5 protein-coding genes are annotated in these 18,829 nt (G+C 59.1%); all 5 read right to left on the bottom strand.

The features are described 5' to 3' along the window. Positions 1 to 37 precede the first annotated feature (37 nt). The 5 genes from ACTG2G_RS16020 to trhA all read right to left on the bottom strand — a co-directional run bounded on the left by ACTG2G_RS16020 (position 38) and on the right by trhA (position 18,692). The gene (locus tag ACTG2G_RS16020; RefSeq protein ID WP_439985620.1) at positions 38 to 8,365 is read right to left on the bottom strand and encodes a beta strand repeat-containing protein; all 8,328 of its coding nucleotides are present in this window, start codon (positions 8,363 to 8,365) and stop codon (positions 38 to 40) included. Continuing rightward, the gene (locus tag ACTG2G_RS16015) at positions 8,362 to 9,321 is read right to left on the bottom strand and encodes an Ig-like domain-containing protein (RefSeq protein ID WP_439985907.1); all 960 of its coding nucleotides are present in this window, start codon (positions 9,319 to 9,321) and stop codon (positions 8,362 to 8,364) included. Before ACTG2G_RS16015 ends, ACTG2G_RS16020 begins: the two co-directional genes overlap by 4 nt. Next, the gene (locus tag ACTG2G_RS16010; protein WP_439985619.1) at positions 9,204 to 16,037 is read right to left on the bottom strand and encodes an Ig-like domain-containing protein; all 6,834 of its coding nucleotides are present in this window, start codon (positions 16,035 to 16,037) and stop codon (positions 9,204 to 9,206) included. The genes ACTG2G_RS16015 and ACTG2G_RS16010 overlap by 118 nt, the downstream gene beginning before the upstream one ends. A 230-nt stretch (positions 16,038 to 16,267) precedes the next feature. Next, positions 16,268 to 17,929, bottom strand: coding sequence for a putative transporter (locus ACTG2G_RS16005; RefSeq protein WP_323876228.1), 1,662 nt, complete (start codon positions 17,927 to 17,929; stop codon positions 16,268 to 16,270). 127 nt (positions 17,930 to 18,056) lie between these two features. Next, positions 18,057 to 18,692, bottom strand: a complete 636-nt coding sequence (gene trhA / locus ACTG2G_RS16000; protein WP_439985618.1) for a PAQR family membrane homeostasis protein TrhA — start codon at positions 18,690 to 18,692, stop codon at positions 18,057 to 18,059. Positions 18,693 to 18,829 lie beyond the last annotated feature (137 nt).

Raw genomic sequence — 18,829 nt, 5'->3', positions numbered from 1 at the left:
TGCTCTGCCGCTTTTGCTTTTCTACTGTCTGCTCGTTTTAGCCGTGAGGCTTGTCGATCTCCAGCATATTGTTCAACAACATATAGTCGATGACCTGGCTGGCTTGGCTCTTATCCGTATATGTATTGCCTGTCAGTGAGGCAAAAGAGTGACCTTCCAACACTATTGTTTGCATCAATTTATCATCACTTGTGTCATCTCTCACTTCCAAACGAACCTTGCCGCTCTCTTCAAAGATTGAGAGCAGTCCTTTCAGAGATGCTTCACTCTTACTTCCATCAGAGTCAAGCAGGTCACTCAGATCAATAACATCTTTCTGATTCAAGTCGACAGTATTATTGGCCGTCTTGTTAAAATCAGTAATGACATCAACGGCAAGATTGCTGGCACTAGCATCACCCTGATTCCATACGAAGAAATCTTTACCTTCTCCGCCAGTCAGAATGTCGTTACCCAAACCACCATACAGTTTGTCACTGCCAGTGCCGCCATAAAGGATATCCTTGCCATCATCACCGTAGAGCTCATCGTCACCGCCCTGGCCAAACAGGATATCGTCCCCCAGACCACCGTGCAGCTTGTCGTTGCCCCCTCGGGTATCACCCGCCACATCCAATGAGTTGGCATTCCCCTTGATGTACTCGTAAAGCTCTATCGAGCTGGGTGCATAACCGTTTTTCAAGGTCAGGAACTGGGTCAGCCCATCCAGCCCCTTGCCATTGACCCAGTCTGCCGGCTTGGTCGGGTTGCCAGCCGTGCCCCACGGCAGGTGATCGGTATTGATGGCATCCCCGAACAGGATATCGTTACCCGCGCCACCGTGCAGGACATCATTCCCCACCTCAGCAGGTGTATTGGTGGTCGAACTGCCAACCAGCACAGCCTTAAGCTGATCTGCCGTGGTGATGATATCGGGTTGGCCAACTGACGGACGCCCACCCAGAACCTTGTTCAGGTGGTCGATCAGCAGCGAGGCAGAATACCCCCTATCATCCTCATTTACGGTGAATACGTAGCGGTAATCCCCCGCCTCCAACGCACCGCTGTTGACTGTTCCGGCCGAGGTCACCACGGCACCGACATTCTCCCAGACAGAGCCATTCCAGCGTTGCAGTTGCACCGAGAACGTGTCTCCGCGACCGAAATCATTACCCGTACTCAGATCGAAGCGCAGGCCGGTCCCCGCCGCCACTGTCAGCTTTTCGCTTCTAAACACTGACACACCATTATCACCCTTATCCGTCAGCGTCAGACGGCCGCCGGAGATATCAACCGAGCCCGAGCTATCGCCGGTCTTGCTCCAGCTACTCGCGCTCCACGGCCCCGTATTGCCGGAAAAATCATTCAGCAACTGAGCGTTCTCATATTGACTACCTGAAGCGACCACCTTGGTATTGTCGAAATACGCCAGGTTCCCCTGCGTCACGCCATTACCGATGCCGATCGCCTTGACCTCGCTCTGGCCGGACAGATTCGCAAAAGCATCGATGGCCTTCTGCATATCGATATCGTTGGTTGTGCCACCACTGCCCGAAGTATCCCCGTTATAAACCGTCGGGTTACCGTCAGTCAGGAAGTAGGCCAGGTTCTCGAACGTTTTCCCGCTGCCACTGCCCGGCTGGCTGTTGAACCACGCGGCAGCCTTGATAAAGGCATCCTCGTAGTTGGTCGCCCCGTCGGCCTTCAACAAGCTGATCTTGTCGATAAACGACTGCACATTACTTCTGGACAGATCGTTAATCGTCAACAGTGAACTCGCCGAGGTACTAAAGCCAATGAGCGTCACGTTAACGACACCATCATGGCCTGCCAGCTGATTGGCCAACGCTTTCAGGGCGTTAATCGTCAAGGTCATTCTGTCCTGGCCTGCAGGCGGGTTTTCCCTTCCATCCAGGCCAAATTTCATACTGCCTGATGTATCTACAATCAGGGCGATATTGTAGTTTTTACCCGGTTCAACCGAGGTCTTGATACCACCTATATCTCCCAGCAATACATCATCACCACGCCCACCCTCGACAGGTTTGTCTGACGTACCATTGTCCCCATTCGGGTTAGTGGGCTTGACCATAAAGCCGGTATCCGCTTCGGTATATTTCACTTCACCGACTATCGGCTGACCATTCATGTCATACTCTTGCGAGCCTGCCACCACGGTCACCTTGATATTCTGGCTACCGACAGGCAACTCCACCTGCAGCGACAATTTCCCGTCTCTATCCAGCATGCTGGCCGGTACTTTCCAACTACCATCGGCTTGCAGTGTGCCGCCTGACAGTAGCGTCCCCTGAGGTAACCCTTTGATGGTCAGCTCGGTAAAATGTTCGCTGCCGTCGATATCTTTCAAGTCGACATCAACCTTCAAGGTCGCCAGATCAGCTACTTTAGTCAGATTGCCATTCTTGAACTCATACTTGCCATCTTGCAGGTAAAGAGTCTCAACACTGTAAAAATCATGGAAGGGTCTGTTGGACCCAGCATTGGTACCTGTATAAATCAGTCGATAATCAAATTGATTTGGCGAACCGCCCATCACCAGCTGAAAATCCTTCATTGAGCCTGGGACATAGGCCACATCTTTCCCGTCCCAACCGTAATAGGTCGTGGACGCCTTCAGGCTTTGCGCAATCAGCATGTCATCGCCAGCACCAGCATTCAGAGTGACCGACGCAGTAGCATTCTTACCGCCAATCAAGATGTCATCCCCATCACCACCATCCAGGTTGTCAGTGACACTGCCACCACCGATCAGAATATCGTTACCAGTCCCACCATCGGCCTCAAAATGGAAACCTGTGCCGTACTTGATGGTGTCGTTACCGCCACCGCCTTGAACCCAGCCGCCATTACTGGAAACCAGATAATCATCTTTGTTAGTTGGCGACGTAGAAGGCGTCTTGCCATTCAGGTCGGACAGGATCTGCTCTACCTTAGCCGCCCCCGGCACAAACCCGCCACTCACCAGCTCAACCTTGAGCGTCACACCGTCGACCACCGGCTTGACGTCAACCACAAAGGTCGCATTACCGCTGTTGTTTACCCCGTCGCTCACCTGATAGCCGAACGACGCATAATCCCCCAGCTTGTTGCCAACCCCACCTGAACCTGCGCCACTATCCGCCGACCCGCTCGCCTCATGCGGATCAGGCTTGAACTGCAGCTTGCCGGCGGCGATTTCTGCCTGAGTAAATACCTGATTTTCAACCACAGCCAGCCAGTTACCGTCGTCATCCTTGTACTGCAGCACCCCATCCGCCGGCAGTGAGGTGATCTTGATCGACAGCTGATCCTCAGGTGTATCTGCATCACTGGCGTTGAACTGGCCCCACGTCAGGGTGAGCAGTGTGCCCTCATCACCCTGCGTGTAACCGCCGGTGGTGGTGGGGGGGGTGTCGACGCTGTAATCGCGGTCGGTCTCGGCGGTAACGCTGTTGCCGTTGCCATCGGTGGCGGTGACGCTGGCGTTCACGCTGCTGTTAGCAGCCAGCACGCTGCCCGGCACGTTGATGCTGAAGGTGTTGTCGGCTTGTACTTTACCGGTGTAGGTGTTGACACCGATGGTCAGGGTGACGGTGTCACCTTCTTTGGCATCGCCACCGACGGTACCGGTGACGGCGACATCGCCCTTGGCCTCTTCGGCGTTGAGGATGTCATCGCCGGCAATGACGTTGAGTTCGATGGTGGCTTCGGCTTCGGTGTCGACGCTGTAATCGCGGTCGGTCTCGGCGGTAACGCTGTTGCCGTTGCCATCGGTGGCGGTGACGCTGGCGTTCACGCTGCTGTTAGCAGCCAGCACGCTGCCCGGCACGTTGATGCTGAAGGTGTTGTCGGCTTGTACTTTACCGGTGTAGGTGTTGACACCGATGGTCAGGGTGACGGTGTCACCTTCTTTGGCATCGCCACCGACGGTACCGGTGACGGCGACATCGCCCTTGGCCTCTTCGGCGTTGAGGATGTCATCGCCGGCAATGACGTTGAGTTCGATGGTGGCTTCGGCTTCGGTGTCGACGCTGTAATCGCGGTCGGTCTCGGCGGTAACGCTGTTGCCGTTGCCATCGGTGGCGGTGACGCTGGCGTTCACGCTGCTGTTAGCAGCCAGCACGCTGCCCGGCACGTTGATGCTGAAGGTGTTGTCGGCTTGTACTTTACCGGTGTAGGTGTTGACACCGATGGTCAGGGTGACGGTGTCACCTTCTTTGGCATCGCCACCGACGGTACCGGTGACGGCGACATCGCCCTTGGCCTCTTCGGCGTTGAGGATGTCATCGCCGGCAATGACGTTGAGTTCGATGGTGGCTTCGGCTTCGGTGTCGACGCTGTAATCGCGGTCGGTCTCGGCGGTAACGCTGTTGCCGTTGCCATCGGTGGCGGTGACGCTGGCGTTCACGCTGCTGTTAGCAGCCAGCACGCTGCCCGGCACGTTGATGCTGAAGGTGTTGTCGGCTTGTACTTTACCGGTGTAGGTGTTGACACCGATGGTCAGGGTGACGGTGTCACCTTCTTTGGCATCGCCACCGACGGTACCGGTGACGGCGACATCGCCCTTGGCCTCTTCGGCGTTGAGGATGTCATCGCCGGCAATGACGTTGAGTTCGATGGTGGCTTCAGCTTCGGTGTCGACGCTGTAATCGCGGTCGGTCTCGGCGGTAACGCTGTTGCCGTTGCCATCGGTGGCGGTGACGCTGGCGTTCACGCTGCTGTTAGCAGCCAGCACGCTGCCCGGCACGTTGATGCTGAAGGTGTTGTCGGCTTGTACTTTACCGGTGTAGGTGTTGACACCGATGGTCAGGGTGACGGTGTCACCTTCTTTGGCATCGCCACCGACGGTACCGGTGACGGCGACATCGCCCTTGGCCTCTTCGGCGTTGAGGATGTCATCGCCGGCAATGACGTTGAGTTCGATGGTGGCTTCAGCTTCGGTGTCGACGCTGTAATCGCGGTCGGTCTCGGCGGTAACGCTGTTGCCGTTGCCATCGGTGGCGGTGACGCTGGCGTTCACGCTGCTGTTAGCAGCCAGCACGCTGCCCGGCACGTTGATGCTGAAGGTGTTGTCGGCTTGTACTTTACCGGTGTAGGTGTTGACACCGATGGTCAGGGTGACGGTGTCACCTTCTTTGGCATCGCCACCGACGGTACCGGTGACGGCGACATCGCCCTTGGCCTCTTCGGCGTTGAGGATGTCATCGCCGGCAATGACGTTGAGTTCGATGGTGGCTTCGGCTTCGGTGTCGACGCTGTAATCGCGGTCGGTCTCGGCGGTAACGCTGTTGCCGTTGCCATCGGTGGCGGTGACGCTGGCGTTCACGCTGCTGTTAGCAGCCAGCACGCTGCCCGGCACGTTGATGCTGAAGGTGTTGTCGGCTTGTACTTTACCGGTGTAGGTGTTGACACCGATGGTCAGGGTGACGGTGTCACCTTCTTTGGCATCGCCACCGACGGTACCGGTGACGGCGACATCGCCCTTGGCCTCTTCGGCGTTGAGGATGTCATCGCCGGCAATGACGTTGAGTTCGATGGTGGCTTCGGCTTCGGTGTCGACGCTGTAATCGCGGTCGGTCTCGGCGGTAACGCTGTTGCCGTTGCCATCGGTGGCGGTGACGCTGGCGTTCACGCTGCTGTTAGCAGCCAGCACGCTGCCCGGCACGTTGATGCTGAAGGTGTTGTCGGCTTGTACTTTACCGGTGTAGGTGTTGACACCGATGGTCAGGGTGACGGTGTCACCTTCTTTGGCATCGCCACCGACGGTACCGGTGACGGCGACATCGCCCTTGGCCTCTTCGGCGTTGAGGATGTCATCGCCGGCAATGACGTTGAGTTCGATGGTGGCTTCGGCTTCGGTGTCGACGCTGTAATCGCGGTCGGTCTCGGCGGTAACGCTGTTGCCGTTGCCATCGGTGGCGGTGACGCTGGCGTTCACGCTGCTGTTAGCAGCCAGCACGCTGCCCGGCACGTTGATGCTGAAGGTGTTGTCGGCTTGTACTTTACCGGTGTAGGTGTTGACACCGATGGTCAGGGTGACGGTGTCACCTTCTTTGGCATCGCCACCGACGGTACCGGTGACGGCGACATCGCCCTTGGCCTCTTCGGCGTTGAGGATGTCATCGCCGGCAATGACGTTGAGTTCGATGGTGGCTTCGGCTTCGGTGTCGACGCTGTAATCGCGGTCGGTCTCGGCGGTAACGCTGTTGCCGTTGCCATCGGTGGCGGTGACGCTGGCGTTCACGCTGCTGTTAGCAGCCAGCACGCTGCCCGGCACGTTGATGCTGAAGGTGTTGTCGGCTTGTACTTTACCGGTGTAGGTGTTGACACCGATGGTCAGGGTGACGGTGTCACCTTCTTTGGCATCGCCACCGACGGTACCGGTGACGGCGACATCGCCCTTGGCCTCTTCGGCGTTGAGGATGTCATCGCCGGCAATGACGTTGAGTTCGATGGTGGCTTCGGCTTCGGTGTCGACGCTGTAATCGCGGTCGGTCTCGGCGGTAACGCTGTTGCCGTTGCCATCGGTGGCGGTGACGCTGGCGTTCACGCTGCTGTTAGCAGCCAGCACGCTGCCCGGCACGTTGATGCTGAAGGTGTTGTCGGCTTGTACTTTACCGGTGTAGGTGTTGACACCGATGGTCAGGGTGACGGTGTCACCTTCTTTGGCATCGCCACCGACGGTACCGGTGACGGCGACATCGCCCTTGGCCTCTTCGGCGTTGAGGATGTCATCGCCGGCAATGACGTTGAGTTCGATGGTGGCTTCGGCTTCGGTGTCGACGCTGTAATCGCGGTCGGTCTCGGCGGTAACGCTGTTGCCGTTGCCATCGGTGGCGGTGACGCTGGCGTTCACGCTGCTGTTAGCAGCCAGCACGCTGCCCGGCACGTTGATGCTGAAGGTGTTGTCGGCTTGTACTTTACCGGTGTAGGTGTTGACACCGATGGTCAGGGTGACGGTGTCACCTTCTTTGGCATCGCCACCGACGGTACCGGTGACGGCGACATCGCCCTTGGCCTCTTCGGCGTTGAGGATGTCATCGCCGGCAATGACGTTGAGTTCGATGGTGGCTTCAGCTTCGGTGTCGACGCTGTAATCGCGGTCGGTCTCGGCGGTAACGCTGTTGCCGTTGCCATCGGTGGCGGTGACGCTGGCGTTCACGCTGCTGTTAGCAGCCAGCACGCTGCCCGGCACGTTGATGCTGAAGGTGTTGTCGGCTTGTACTTTACCGGTGTAGGTGTTGACACCGATGGTCAGGGTGACGGTGTCACCTTCTTTGGCATCGCCACCGACGGTACCGGTGACGGCGACATCGCCCTTGGCCTCTTCGGCGTTGAGGATGTCATCGCCGGCAATGACGTTGAGTTCGATGGTGGCTTCGGCTTCGGTGTCGACGCTGTAATCGCGGTCGGTCTCGGCGGTAACGCTGTTGCCGTTGCCATCGGTGGCGGTGACGCTGGCGTTCACGCTGCTGTTAGCAGCCAGCACGCTGCCCGGCACGTTGATGCTGAAGGTGTTGTCGGCTTGTACTTTACCGGTGTAGGTGTTGACACCGATGGTCAGGGTGACGGTGTCACCTTCTTTGGCATCGCCACCGACGGTACCGGTGACGGCGACATCGCCCTTGGCCTCTTCGGCGTTGAGGATGTCATCGCCGGCAATGACGTTGAGTTCGATGGTGGCTTCAGCTTCGGTGTCGACGCTGTAATCGCGGTCGGTCTCGGCGGTAACGCTGTTGCCGTTGCCATCGGTGGCGGTGACGCTGGCGTTCACGCTGCTGTTAGCAGCCAGCACGCTGCCCGGCACGTTGATGCTGAAGGTGTTGTCGGCTTGTACTTTACCGGTGTAGGTGTTGACACCGATGGTCAGGGTGACGGTGTCACCTTCTTTGGCATCGCCACCGACGGTACCGGTGACGGCGACATCGCCCTTGGCCTCTTCGGCGTTGAGGATGTCATCGCCGGCAATGACGTTGAGTTCGATGGTGGCTTCGGCTTCGGTGTCGACGCTGTAATCGCGGTCGGTCTCGGCGGTAACGCTGTTGCCGTTGCCATCGGTGGCGGTGACGCTGGCGTTCACGCTGCTGTTAGCAGCCAGCACGCTGCCCGGCACGTTGATGCTGAAGGTGTTGTCGGCTTGTACTTTACCGGTGTAGGTGTTGACACCGATGGTCAGGGTGACGGTGTCACCTTCTTTGGCATCGCCACCGACGGTACCGGTGACGGCGACATCGCCCTTGGCCTCTTCGGCGTTGAGGATGTCATCGCCGGCAATGACGTTGAGTTCGATGGTGGCTTCGGCTTCGGTGTCGACGCTGTAATCGCGGTCGGTCTCGGCGGTAACGCTGTTGCCGTTGCCATCGGTGGCGGTGACGCTGGCGTTCACGCTGCTGTTAGCAGCCCGGCAATGACGTTGAGTTCGATGGTGGCTTCAGCTTCGGTGTCGACGCTGTAATCGCGGTCGGTCTCGGCGGTAACGCTGTTGCCGTTGCCATCGGTGGCGGTGACGCTGGCGTTCACGCTGCTGTTAGCAGCCAGCACGCTGCCCGGCACGTTGATGCTGAAGGTGTTGTCGGCTTGTACTTTACCGGTGTAGGTGTTGACACCGATGGTCAGGGTGACGGTGTCACCTTCTTTGGCATCGCCACCGACGGTACCGGTGACGGCGACATCGCCCTTGGCCTCTTCGGCGTTGAGGATGTCATCGCCGGCAATGACGTTGAGTTCGATGGTGGCTTCGGCTTCGGTGTCGACGCTGTAATCGCGGTCGGTCTCGGCGGTAACGCTGTTGCCGTTGCCATCGGTGGCGGTGACGCTGGCGTTCACGCTGCTGTTAGCAGCCAGCACGCTGCCCGGCACGTTGATGCTGAAGGTGTTGTCGGCTTGTACTTTACCGGTGTAGGTGTTGACACCGATGGTCAGGGTGACGGTGTCACCTTCTTTGGCATCGCCACCGACGGTACCGGTGACGGCGACATCGCCCTTGGCCTCTTCGGCGTTGAGGATGTCATCGCCGGCAATGACGTTGAGTTCGATGGTGGCTTCAGCTTCGGTGTCGACGCTGTAATCGCGGTCGGTCTCGGCGGTAACGCTGTTGCCGTTGCCATCGGTGGCGGTGACGCTGGCGTTCACGCTGCTGTTAGCAGCCAGCACGCTGCCCGGCACGTTGATGCTGAAGGTGTTGTCGGCTTGTACTTTACCGGTGTAGGTGTTGACACCGATGGTCAGGGTGACGGTGTCACCTTCTTTGGCATCGCCACCGACGGTACCGGTGACGGCGACATCGCCCTTGGCCTCTTCGGCGTTGAGGATGTCATCGCCGGCAATGACGTTGAGTTCGATGGTGGCTTCAGCTTCGGTGTCGACGCTGTAATCGCGGTCGGTCTCGGCGGTAACGCTGTGGCATCGCCACCGACGGTACCGGTGACGGCGACATCGCCCTTGGCCTCTTCGGCGTTGAGGATGTCATCGCCGGCAATGACGTTGAGTTCGATGGTGGCTTCGGCTTCGGTGTCGACGCTGTAATCGCGGTCGGTCTCGGCGGTAACGCTGTTGCCGTTGCCATCGGTGGCGGTGACGCTGGCGTTCACGCTGCTGTTAGCAGCCAGCACGCTGCCCGGCACGTTGATGCTGAAGGTGTTGTCGGCTTGTACTTTACCGGTGTAGGTGTTGACACCGATGGTCAGGGTGACGGTGTCACCTTCTTTGGCATCGCCACCGACGGTACCGGTGACGGCGACATCGCCCTTGGCCTCTTCGGCGTTGAGGATGTCATCGCCGGCAATGACGTTGAGTTCGATGGTGGCTTCAGCTTCGGTGTCGACGCTGTAATCGCGGTCGGTCTCGGCGGTAACGCTGTTGCCGTTGCCATCGGTGGCGGTGACGCTGGCGTTCACGCTGCTGTTAGCAGCCAGCACGCTGCCCGGCACGTTGATGCTGAAGGTGTTGTCGGCTTGTACTTTACCGGTGTAGGTGTTGACACCGATGGTCAGGGTGACGGTGTCACCTTCTTTGGCATCGCCACCGACGGTACCGGTGACGGCGACATCGCCCTTGGCCTCTTCGGCGTTGAGGATGTCATCGCCGGCAATGACGTTGAGTTCGATGGTGGCTTCAGCTTCGGTGTCGACGCTGTAATCGCGGTCGGTCTCGGCGGTAACGCTGTTGCCGTTGCCATCGGTGGCGGTGACGCTGGCGTTCACGCTGCTGTTAGCAGCCAGCACGCTGCCCGGCACGTTGATGCTGAAGGTGTTGTCGGCTTGTACTTTACCGGTGTAGGTGTTGACACCGATGGTCAGGGTGACGGTGTCACCTTCTTTGGCATCGCCACCGACGGTACCGGTGACGGCGACATCGCCCTTGGCCTCTTCGGCGTTGAGGATGTCATCGCCGGCAATGACGTTGAGTTCGATGGTGGCTTCGGCTTCGGTGTCGACGCTGTAATCGCGGTCGGTCTCGGCGGTAACGCTGTTGCCGTTGCCATCGGTGGCGGTGACGCTGGCGTTCACGCTGCTGTTAGCAGCCAGCACGCTGCCCGGCACGTTGATGCTGAAGGTGTTGTCGGCTTGTACTTTACCGGTGTAGGTGTTGACACCGATGGTCAGGGTGACGGTGTCACCTTCTTTGGCATCGCCACCGACGGTACCGGTGACGGCGACATCGCCCTTGGCCTCTTCGGCGTTGAGGATGTCATCGCCGGCAATGACGTTGAGTTCGATGGTGGCTTCAGCTTCGGTGTCGACGCTGTAATCGCGGTCGGTCTCGGCGGTAACGCTGTTGCCGTTGCCATCGGTGGCGGTGACGCTGGCGTTCACGCTGCTGTTAGCAGCCAGCACGCTGCCCGGCACGTTGATGCTGAAGGTGTTGTCGGCTTGTACTTTACCGGTGTAGGTGTTGACACCGATGGTCAGGGTGACGGTGTCACCTTCTTTGGCATCGCCACCGACGGTACCGGTGACGGCGACATCGCCCTTGGCCTCTTCGGCGTTGAGGATGTCATCGCCGGCAATGACGTTGAGTTCGATGGTGGCTTCAGCTTCGGTGTCGACGCTGTAATCGCGGTCGGTCTCGGCGGTAACGCTGTTGCCGTTGCCATCGGTGGCGGTGACGCTGGCGTTCACGCTGCTGTTAGCAGCCAGCACGCTGCCCGGCACGTTGATGCTGAAGGTGTTGTCGGCTTGTACTTTACCGGTGTAGGTGTTGACACCGATGGTCAGGGTGACGGTGTCACCTTCTTTGGCATCGCCACCGACGGTACCGGTGACGGCGACATCGCCCTTGGCCTCTTCGGCGTTGAGGATGTCATCGCCGGCAATGACGTTGAGTTCGATGGTGGCTTCAGCTTCGGTGTCGACGCTGTAATCGCGGTCGGTCTCGGCGGTAACGCTGTTGCCGTTGCCATCGGTGGCGGTGACGCTGGCGTTCACGCTGCTGTTAGCAGCCAGCACGCTGCCCGGCACGTTGATGCTGAAGGTGTTGTCGGCTTGTACTTTACCGGTGTAGGTGTTGACACCGATGGTCAGGGTGACGGTGTCACCTTCTTTGGCATCGCCACCGACGGTACCGGTGACGGCGACATCGCCCTTGGCCTCTTCGGCGTTGAGGATGTCATCGCCGGCAATGACGTTGAGTTCGATGGTGGCTTCGGCTTCGGTGTCGACGCTGTAATCGCGGTCGGTCTCGGCGGTAACGCTGTTGCCGTTGCCATCGGTGGCGGTGACGCTGGCGTTCACGCTGCTGTTAGCAGCCAGCACGCTGCCCGGCACGTTGATGCTGAAGGTGTTGTCGGCTTGTACTTTACCGGTGTAGGTGTTGACACCGATGGTCAGGGTGACGGTGTCACCTTCTTTGGCATCGCCACCGACGGTACCGGTGACGGCGACATCGCCCTTGGCCTCTTCGGCGTTGAGGATGTCATCGCCGGCAATGACGTTGAGTTCGATGGTGGCTTCAGCTTCGGTGTCGACGCTGTAATCGCGGTCGGTCTCGGCGGTAACGCTGTTGCCGTTGCCATCGGTGGCGGTGACGCTGGCGTTCACGCTGCTGTTAGCAGCCAGCACGCTGCCCGGCACGTTGATGCTGAAGGTGTTGTCGGCTTGTACTTTACCGGTGTAGGTGTTGACACCGATGGTCAGGGTGACGGTGTCACCTTCTTTGGCATCGCCACCGACGGTACCGGTGACGGCGACATCGCCCTTGGCCTCTTCGGCGTTGAGGATGTCATCGCCGGCAATGACGTTGAGTTCGATGGTGGCTTCGGCTTCGGTGTCGACGCTGTAATCGCGGTCGGTCTCGGCGGTAACGCTGTTGCCGTTGCCATCGGTGGCGGTGACGCTGGCGTTCACGCTGCTGTTAGCAGCCAGCACGCTGCCCGGCACGTTGATGCTGAAGGTGTTGTCGGCTTGTACTTTACCGGTGTAGGTGTTGACACCGATGGTCAGGGTGACGGTGTCACCTTCTTTGGCATCGCCACCGACGGTACCGGTGACGGCGACATCGCCCTTGGCCTCTTCGGCGTTGAGGATGTCATCGCCGGCAATGACGTTGAGTTCGATGGTGGCTTCAGCTTCGGTGTCGACGCTGTAATCGCGGTCGGTCTCGGCGGTAACGCTGTTGCCGTTGCCATCGGTGGCGGTGACGCTGGCGTTCACGCTGCTGTTAGCAGCCAGCACGCTGCCCGGCACGTTGATGCTGAAGGTGTTGTCGGCTTGTACTTTACCGGTGTAGGTGTTGACACCGATGGTCAGGGTGACGGTGTCACCTTCTTTGGCATCGCCACCGACGGTACCGGTGACGGCGACATCGCCCTTGGCCTCTTCGGCGTTGAGGATGTCATCGCCGGCAATGACGTTGAGTTCGATGGTGGCTTCAGCTTCGGTGTCGACGCTGTAATCGCGGTCGGTCTCGGCGGTAACGCTGTTGCCGTTGCCATCGGTGGCGGTGACGCTGGCGTTCACGCTGCTGTTAGCAGCCAGCACGCTGCCCGGCACGTTGATGCTGAAGGTGTTGTCGGCTTGTACTTTACCGGTGTAGGTGTTGACACCGATGGTCAGGGTGACGGTGTCACCTTCTTTGGCATCGCCACCGACGGTACCGGTGACGGCGACATCGCCCTTGGCCTCTTCGGCGTTGAGGATGTCATCGCCGGCAATGACGTTGAGTTCGATGGTGGCTTCAGCTTCGGTGTCGACGCTGTAATCGCGGTCGGTCTCGGCGGTAACGCTGTTGCCGTTGCCATCGGTGGCGGTGACGCTGGCGTTCACGCTGCTGTTAGCAGCCAGCACGCTGCCCGGCACGTTGATGCTGAAGGTGTTGTCGGCTTGTACTTTACCGGTGTAGGTGTTGACACCGATGGTCAGGGTGACGGTGTCACCTTCTTTGGCATCGCCACCGACGGTACCGGTGACGGCGACATCGCCCTTGGCCTCTTCGGCGTTGAGGATGTCATCGCCGGCAATGACGTTGAGTTCGATGGTGGCTTCAGCTTCGGTGTCGACGCTGTAATCGCGGTCGGTCTCGGCGGTAACGCTGTTGCCGTTGCCATCGGTGGCGGTGACGCTGGCGTTCACGCTGCTGTTAGCAGCCAGCACGCTGCCCGGCACGTTGATGCTGAAGGTGTTGTCGGCTTGTACTTTACCGGTGTAGGTGTTGACACCGATGGTCAGGGTGACGGTGTCACCTTCTTTGGCATCGCCACCGACGGTACCGGTGACGGCGACATCGCCCTTGGCCTCTTCGGCGTTGAGGATGTCATCGCCGGCAATGACGTTGAGTTCGATGGTGGCTTCAGCTTCGGTGTCGACGCTGTAATCGCGGTCGGTCTCGGCGGTAACGCTGTTGCCGTTGCCATCGGTGGCGGTGACGCTGGCGTTCACGCTGCTGTTAGCAGCCAGCACGCTGCCCGGCACGTTGATGCTGAAGGTGTTGTCGGCTTGTACTTTACCGGTGTAGGTGTTGACACCGATGGTCAGGGTGACGGTGTCACCTTCTTTGGCATCGCCACCGACGGTACCGGTGACGGCGACATCGCCCTTGGCCTCTTCGGCGTTGAGGATGTCATCGCCGGCAATGACGTTGAGTTCGATGGTGGCTTCGGCTTCGGTGTCGACGCTGTAATCGCGGTCGGTCTCGGCGGTAACGCTGTTGCCGTTGCCATCGGTGGCGGTGACGCTGGCGTTCACGCTGCTGTTAGCAGCCAGCACGCTGCCCGGCACGTTGATGCTGAAGGTGTTGTCGGCTTGTACTTTACCGGTGTAGGTGTTGACACCGATGGTCAGGGTGACGGTGTCACCTTCTTTGGCATCGCCACCGACGGTACCGGTGACGGCGACATCGCCCTTGGCCTCTTCGGCGTTGAGGATGTCATCGCCGGCAATGACGTTGAGTTCGATGGTGGCTTCGGCTTCGGTGTCGAGCAGGGTGGTGTCGTCGCTGGCATTGGCGGTGTTGCCGGCTGCGTCGGTGACGCTTGCGGTGACGACCAGATTGCCATCGGCCAGGCTGCGGAGGTCAACGTTGGTGGTGTAGCTGCCATCGGCACCGGTGGTTGCGGTGGTTTCCACGGTGTTGCCATTGGCGTCGGTGATCACCAGGGTCACGGTACGGTCTGGGCCGACATCGGAGGTGCCGCTGATCGGGGCATTGGCGACGTTGCCGCTGTTGACGTCATCCAGGCTCACCGTGATGTTGGCGGTGATGTCCACACTGCCGTCGTCGGTCGCGGTGCCGGTGTTGCCGGCCGGATCGGTCACAGTCGCGGTGACGGTATAAGAGCCTTCCGCCAATGGGGTGGTGACATCCACGCTGTAGCTGCCGTCCGGCTGTACGATGGCGGTCAGGGTCTGCTGGCTGCCGTTAGCATCGGTCACGACCAGGGTAACGGTACTGCCCGCCGGGGCATCCGTCGTACCGGTAATAGTCGGAGTGGTGTCGTTGGTGTTGTCCGGCGCATCAACTGTGATCACGGGAGCTGTCACATCGACGCTGCCATCGTCGGTCGCGGTGCCGGTGTTGCCAGCCGGGTCGGTGACGCTGGCCGTCACCTGATAGCTGCCTTCCGCCAATGGGGTGGTGACATCCACGCTGTAGCTGCCGTCCGGCTGTACGGTGGCGGTAAGGGTCTGCTGGTTGCCGTTAGCATCGGTCACGACCAGGGTAACGGTACTGCCCGCCGGGGCATCCGTTGTACCGGTAATGGTCGGGGTGGTGTCGTTGGTGTTGTCCGGCGCATCGACCGTGATCACGGGAGCTGTCACATCGACGCTGCCATCGTCGGTCGCGGTGCCGGTGTTGCCGGCCGGATCGGTCACAGTGGCGGTAACGGTATAAGAACCCTCGGCCAATGGGGTGACCACATCCACGGTGAAGGTACCGCTGGGTGTGACGATAGCGGTCAGGGTTTGTTGATTACCGTTTGCATCGGTGACCAGCAAGGTCACAGTGCTGCCAGCAGGAGCATCCGTGGTTCCGGTCAGGGTCGGAGTGGTGTCATTGGTGTTATCTGGCGCAACGACGGAAATGATGGGCGGAGTCAGGTCAAATACCTCATCCTCGCCAGCAGCACCAAGCGGTAGTTCACCATTGGCGTTATAGGTGGTATCGAAAGTGGCTTCAGCAATGGTTGCGGAACCGGTACGGTCGATGGTGACAAAACCGCCGTTGCCACTGGCACCGGCGACGCCCCCAATACCGCCACCACCGGCAGCAGGTGCACCGCCTGCGGCAGAGGCTTCAAAGGCCTGGGTCGGGTCCGCGCCACCCAAGATCGCCTGTTGCAGGGCATTGATATCATCAGGTGTACCTGTAGCGCCGTTTTGCGCCAGCTGGGGAGCATCTCCCTCTTCGGCAGGCTCACTCTGCTCGCTGGCTGGTTGCACATTGAACGACTTTCCGCCGCCCATAAAACTGGCGCCATCCGGCGACATGATCACCGCCCCTTTCGGCAGCACATCACCTTCAGCCAACAATCTTTGACTGCCATCGTCAGCAATCTGATAAGCCTGCCCTTTGAGTTGGGTAATTGTGATGCCCTGTTCCATGGTAATGGTGTTAGTAATCATGTTCTCTCCTGGATCCTGATTTGCATGCAATAAGCAACAGCCTACTGTGTATACAGATGGAGCAAATAACCAGCTCGAAAATTCGAAAGGATAGACTGATTTGAAGCTGAATCGTTCAGCCAGGCAGGAGGGTATGAAATGGCAAGGTCGGAAGGGTAAAACCTAATATATCAATACATTACAAAACAGTGACAGAAGCATGACAAGGCATGCTCCCGTCAAGATTAACCCTATGCTCCCGCCCAGAGGATGATAGCCAGCAGCTGTGGCGAGATGATCCGCAGGAACATCACCAGCGGGTAGACAGTGGCGTATGAGAGCGCACTGGCGCCACTGGTCGGGTGCATGGCGTTGGCAAAGGCCAGCGCGGGAGGGTCTGTCATGGAGCCGGCCAGCAAGCCGCACAGGGTCAGATAATTCATCTTGCCGTAGAGGCGCGCCAACACACCGACCACCAGCAGCGGGATCAGGGTGATCGCCATGCCGTAGAGCATCCAGGCCGGGCCATCACCGTTGATCAGGGTATCGACGAAGCCGGCACCGGACTTGAAGCCGACCACCGCCAGAAACAGCACGATACCGATCTCCCGCAGCGCCAGGTTGGCGCTGGGGGGCATAAACCAGTAGAGCTTGCCGATGCTGCCGACCCGCGACAGGATCAGCGCCACCACCAGCGGCCCACCCGCCAGACCCAATTTGAGAGCGGCCGGGAAACCGGGCAGGTAGAAGGGGATGGAGCCGAGCAATACACCGAGGCCAATCCCGATAAATACCGGCAACATCTGCACCTGCTGCAGTTTTTGCTGCACGTTGCCGACCACATTGGTCACCGCTTCGATGGCATCGAGGCGCCCCACCAGGTTGAGGATGTCACCAAACTGCAGGCTGGTCTGACTGGTCGGCACCAGTTCGATGCCAGCCCGGTTGAGACGGGAGATCACCACGTCATAGCGTTGTTTGATATCCAGATCGCGGATCTTCTTGCCAAGAACCTGCTCGTTGGTCACCACTACTCGCTCGACGCGCAGATCGGTGCCCCGGGTCGAGAGCGAGGTCTCCACCTCCTCCCCCAACACCAGCAACACCTTGTGCAGCGCGTGACGCTCACCCACCAGGTGCAGCAAGTCACCCAGTTCGATACGGGATTCCGGCCGTGGCACCATCAGCTCGTCGCCCCGTTTGAGCCGTGAACAGATGACATCAGACTCGTCGAGACTCGGGATCTCGCTCAGCATCAGGCCGTGCATGTTGGGGTTGCGCACCGCGATGTTGATGGTCTGCAAGCTCTCCTTGGTTTTACCGGTTTGTAGCTCGAACTGGGCGGCTTCATCGTCGATCTTGATGCGAAAGAAGACCCTGACCAGCCACATGGTGAGCAAAATGCCACAGATACCAAACGGATAGGCAACCGCATATCCCATCCCCATCAAACCGGTAGAACCGGGCGCGGCGCCCAGCTCGGCCAGGATCTGCTGGCCCGCACCGAGGGATGGCGTATTGGTGACGGCACCGGAGAAGACCCCCAGAATGACCGGCAACGGCACATCGAAAAATTGATGCAAGCCTGCGGCCACCACGCAGCCAAGGATGACCAGCAAAGCGGCAAAGGCGTTGAGTTTGAGACCCGAACTGCGCAATGACGAGAAGAAACCCGGCCCGACCTGGATGCCGATGGTATAGACAAACAGGATCAGGCCAAATTCTTGAATAAAGTGAAGCGTTTGTGCATCCAGCGCGAGATCGGAGGCGCCTGCAAAGTGACCCACTATGATGCCGCCGAACAGCACCCCCCCTATTCCCAAGCCAACGCCATAGACTCGCCAGTTTCCCAGCCAGAGTCCTAGCACTGCCACCAGCGACAACATGCTGATGGAAAGCGCGATTTCACTCATTTCGTGCATCCTTTGCGAATTGAACTGGCCCTAGCTTGTCAGCAAACGCTGATGCCAACTGTGTGATACCGCACGAATTTATCCTTTTACGCGCCCAAAATACCAATTAAGGGCTAGTTGCAAGACGTTAGGCGACGTAGCCGTAAATGGCCATAAAGTGACAAACGCTGCCACCCAGCACAAAGAGATGCCAGATGGCGTGGTTATAGGGGATCTGCTTGGCCACATAGAAGATGACCCCGAGGCTGTAGATAAGGCCGCCAAGCCCGAGCAGCAGCAGCCCCTCACCGGCCAGATGGATATAGAGCTGATAGATGACCACCAGCGACAGCCAGCCCAACATCAGGTAGGTAAAGAGCGACAACTTCTTGAAGCGGTTGATAAACACCAGCTTGAACACCACACCAGCCAGCGCCAGGGCCCAGATCACCACCATCAAGCCCTTCGCCAGCTGCGTGTCGAGCGCCACCAGCAGGAAGGGGGTATAGGTGCCGGCAATCAGCAGATAGATGGCGCAGTGATCAAACACCTTGCACCAACGTCTGGCCCGCCCTTCCGCCATGCTGTGATAGAGGGTCGAGGCGAGATAGAGCAGCACCAGACTGCCGCCATAAAGGCTGTAGCTCACCAGCGCCTGCGTACCCTGCCCCCATCCCTTGATGAGCAACAGCACCAGCCCGACAATCCCCAGCAACAATCCCGCACCGTGACTCAGCCGGTTTGCCAGCTCCTCCCGGGGGGAGTAATCCATCACACCACTCATAACATCGACTCCACAATAACTGTGGCTCACTCTACCCAGCGCCATTTCGGAGTACAAGCGTTCGCTTAAAAAATGGGGTGGCTGTCACCCGCCCCCCTTTGGTGTATGCTCTGCCGCCGATGCCCGACAGAAGCGGC

The organism is Aeromonas sp. 55A (assembly GCF_051919665.1).
Taxonomy (GTDB): Bacteria; Pseudomonadota; Gammaproteobacteria; order Enterobacterales; family Aeromonadaceae; genus Aeromonas; species Aeromonas veronii.
The sequence above is the reverse complement of the archived record's forward strand: the minus strand, read 5'-3'. Positions and strand labels throughout refer to the sequence as shown.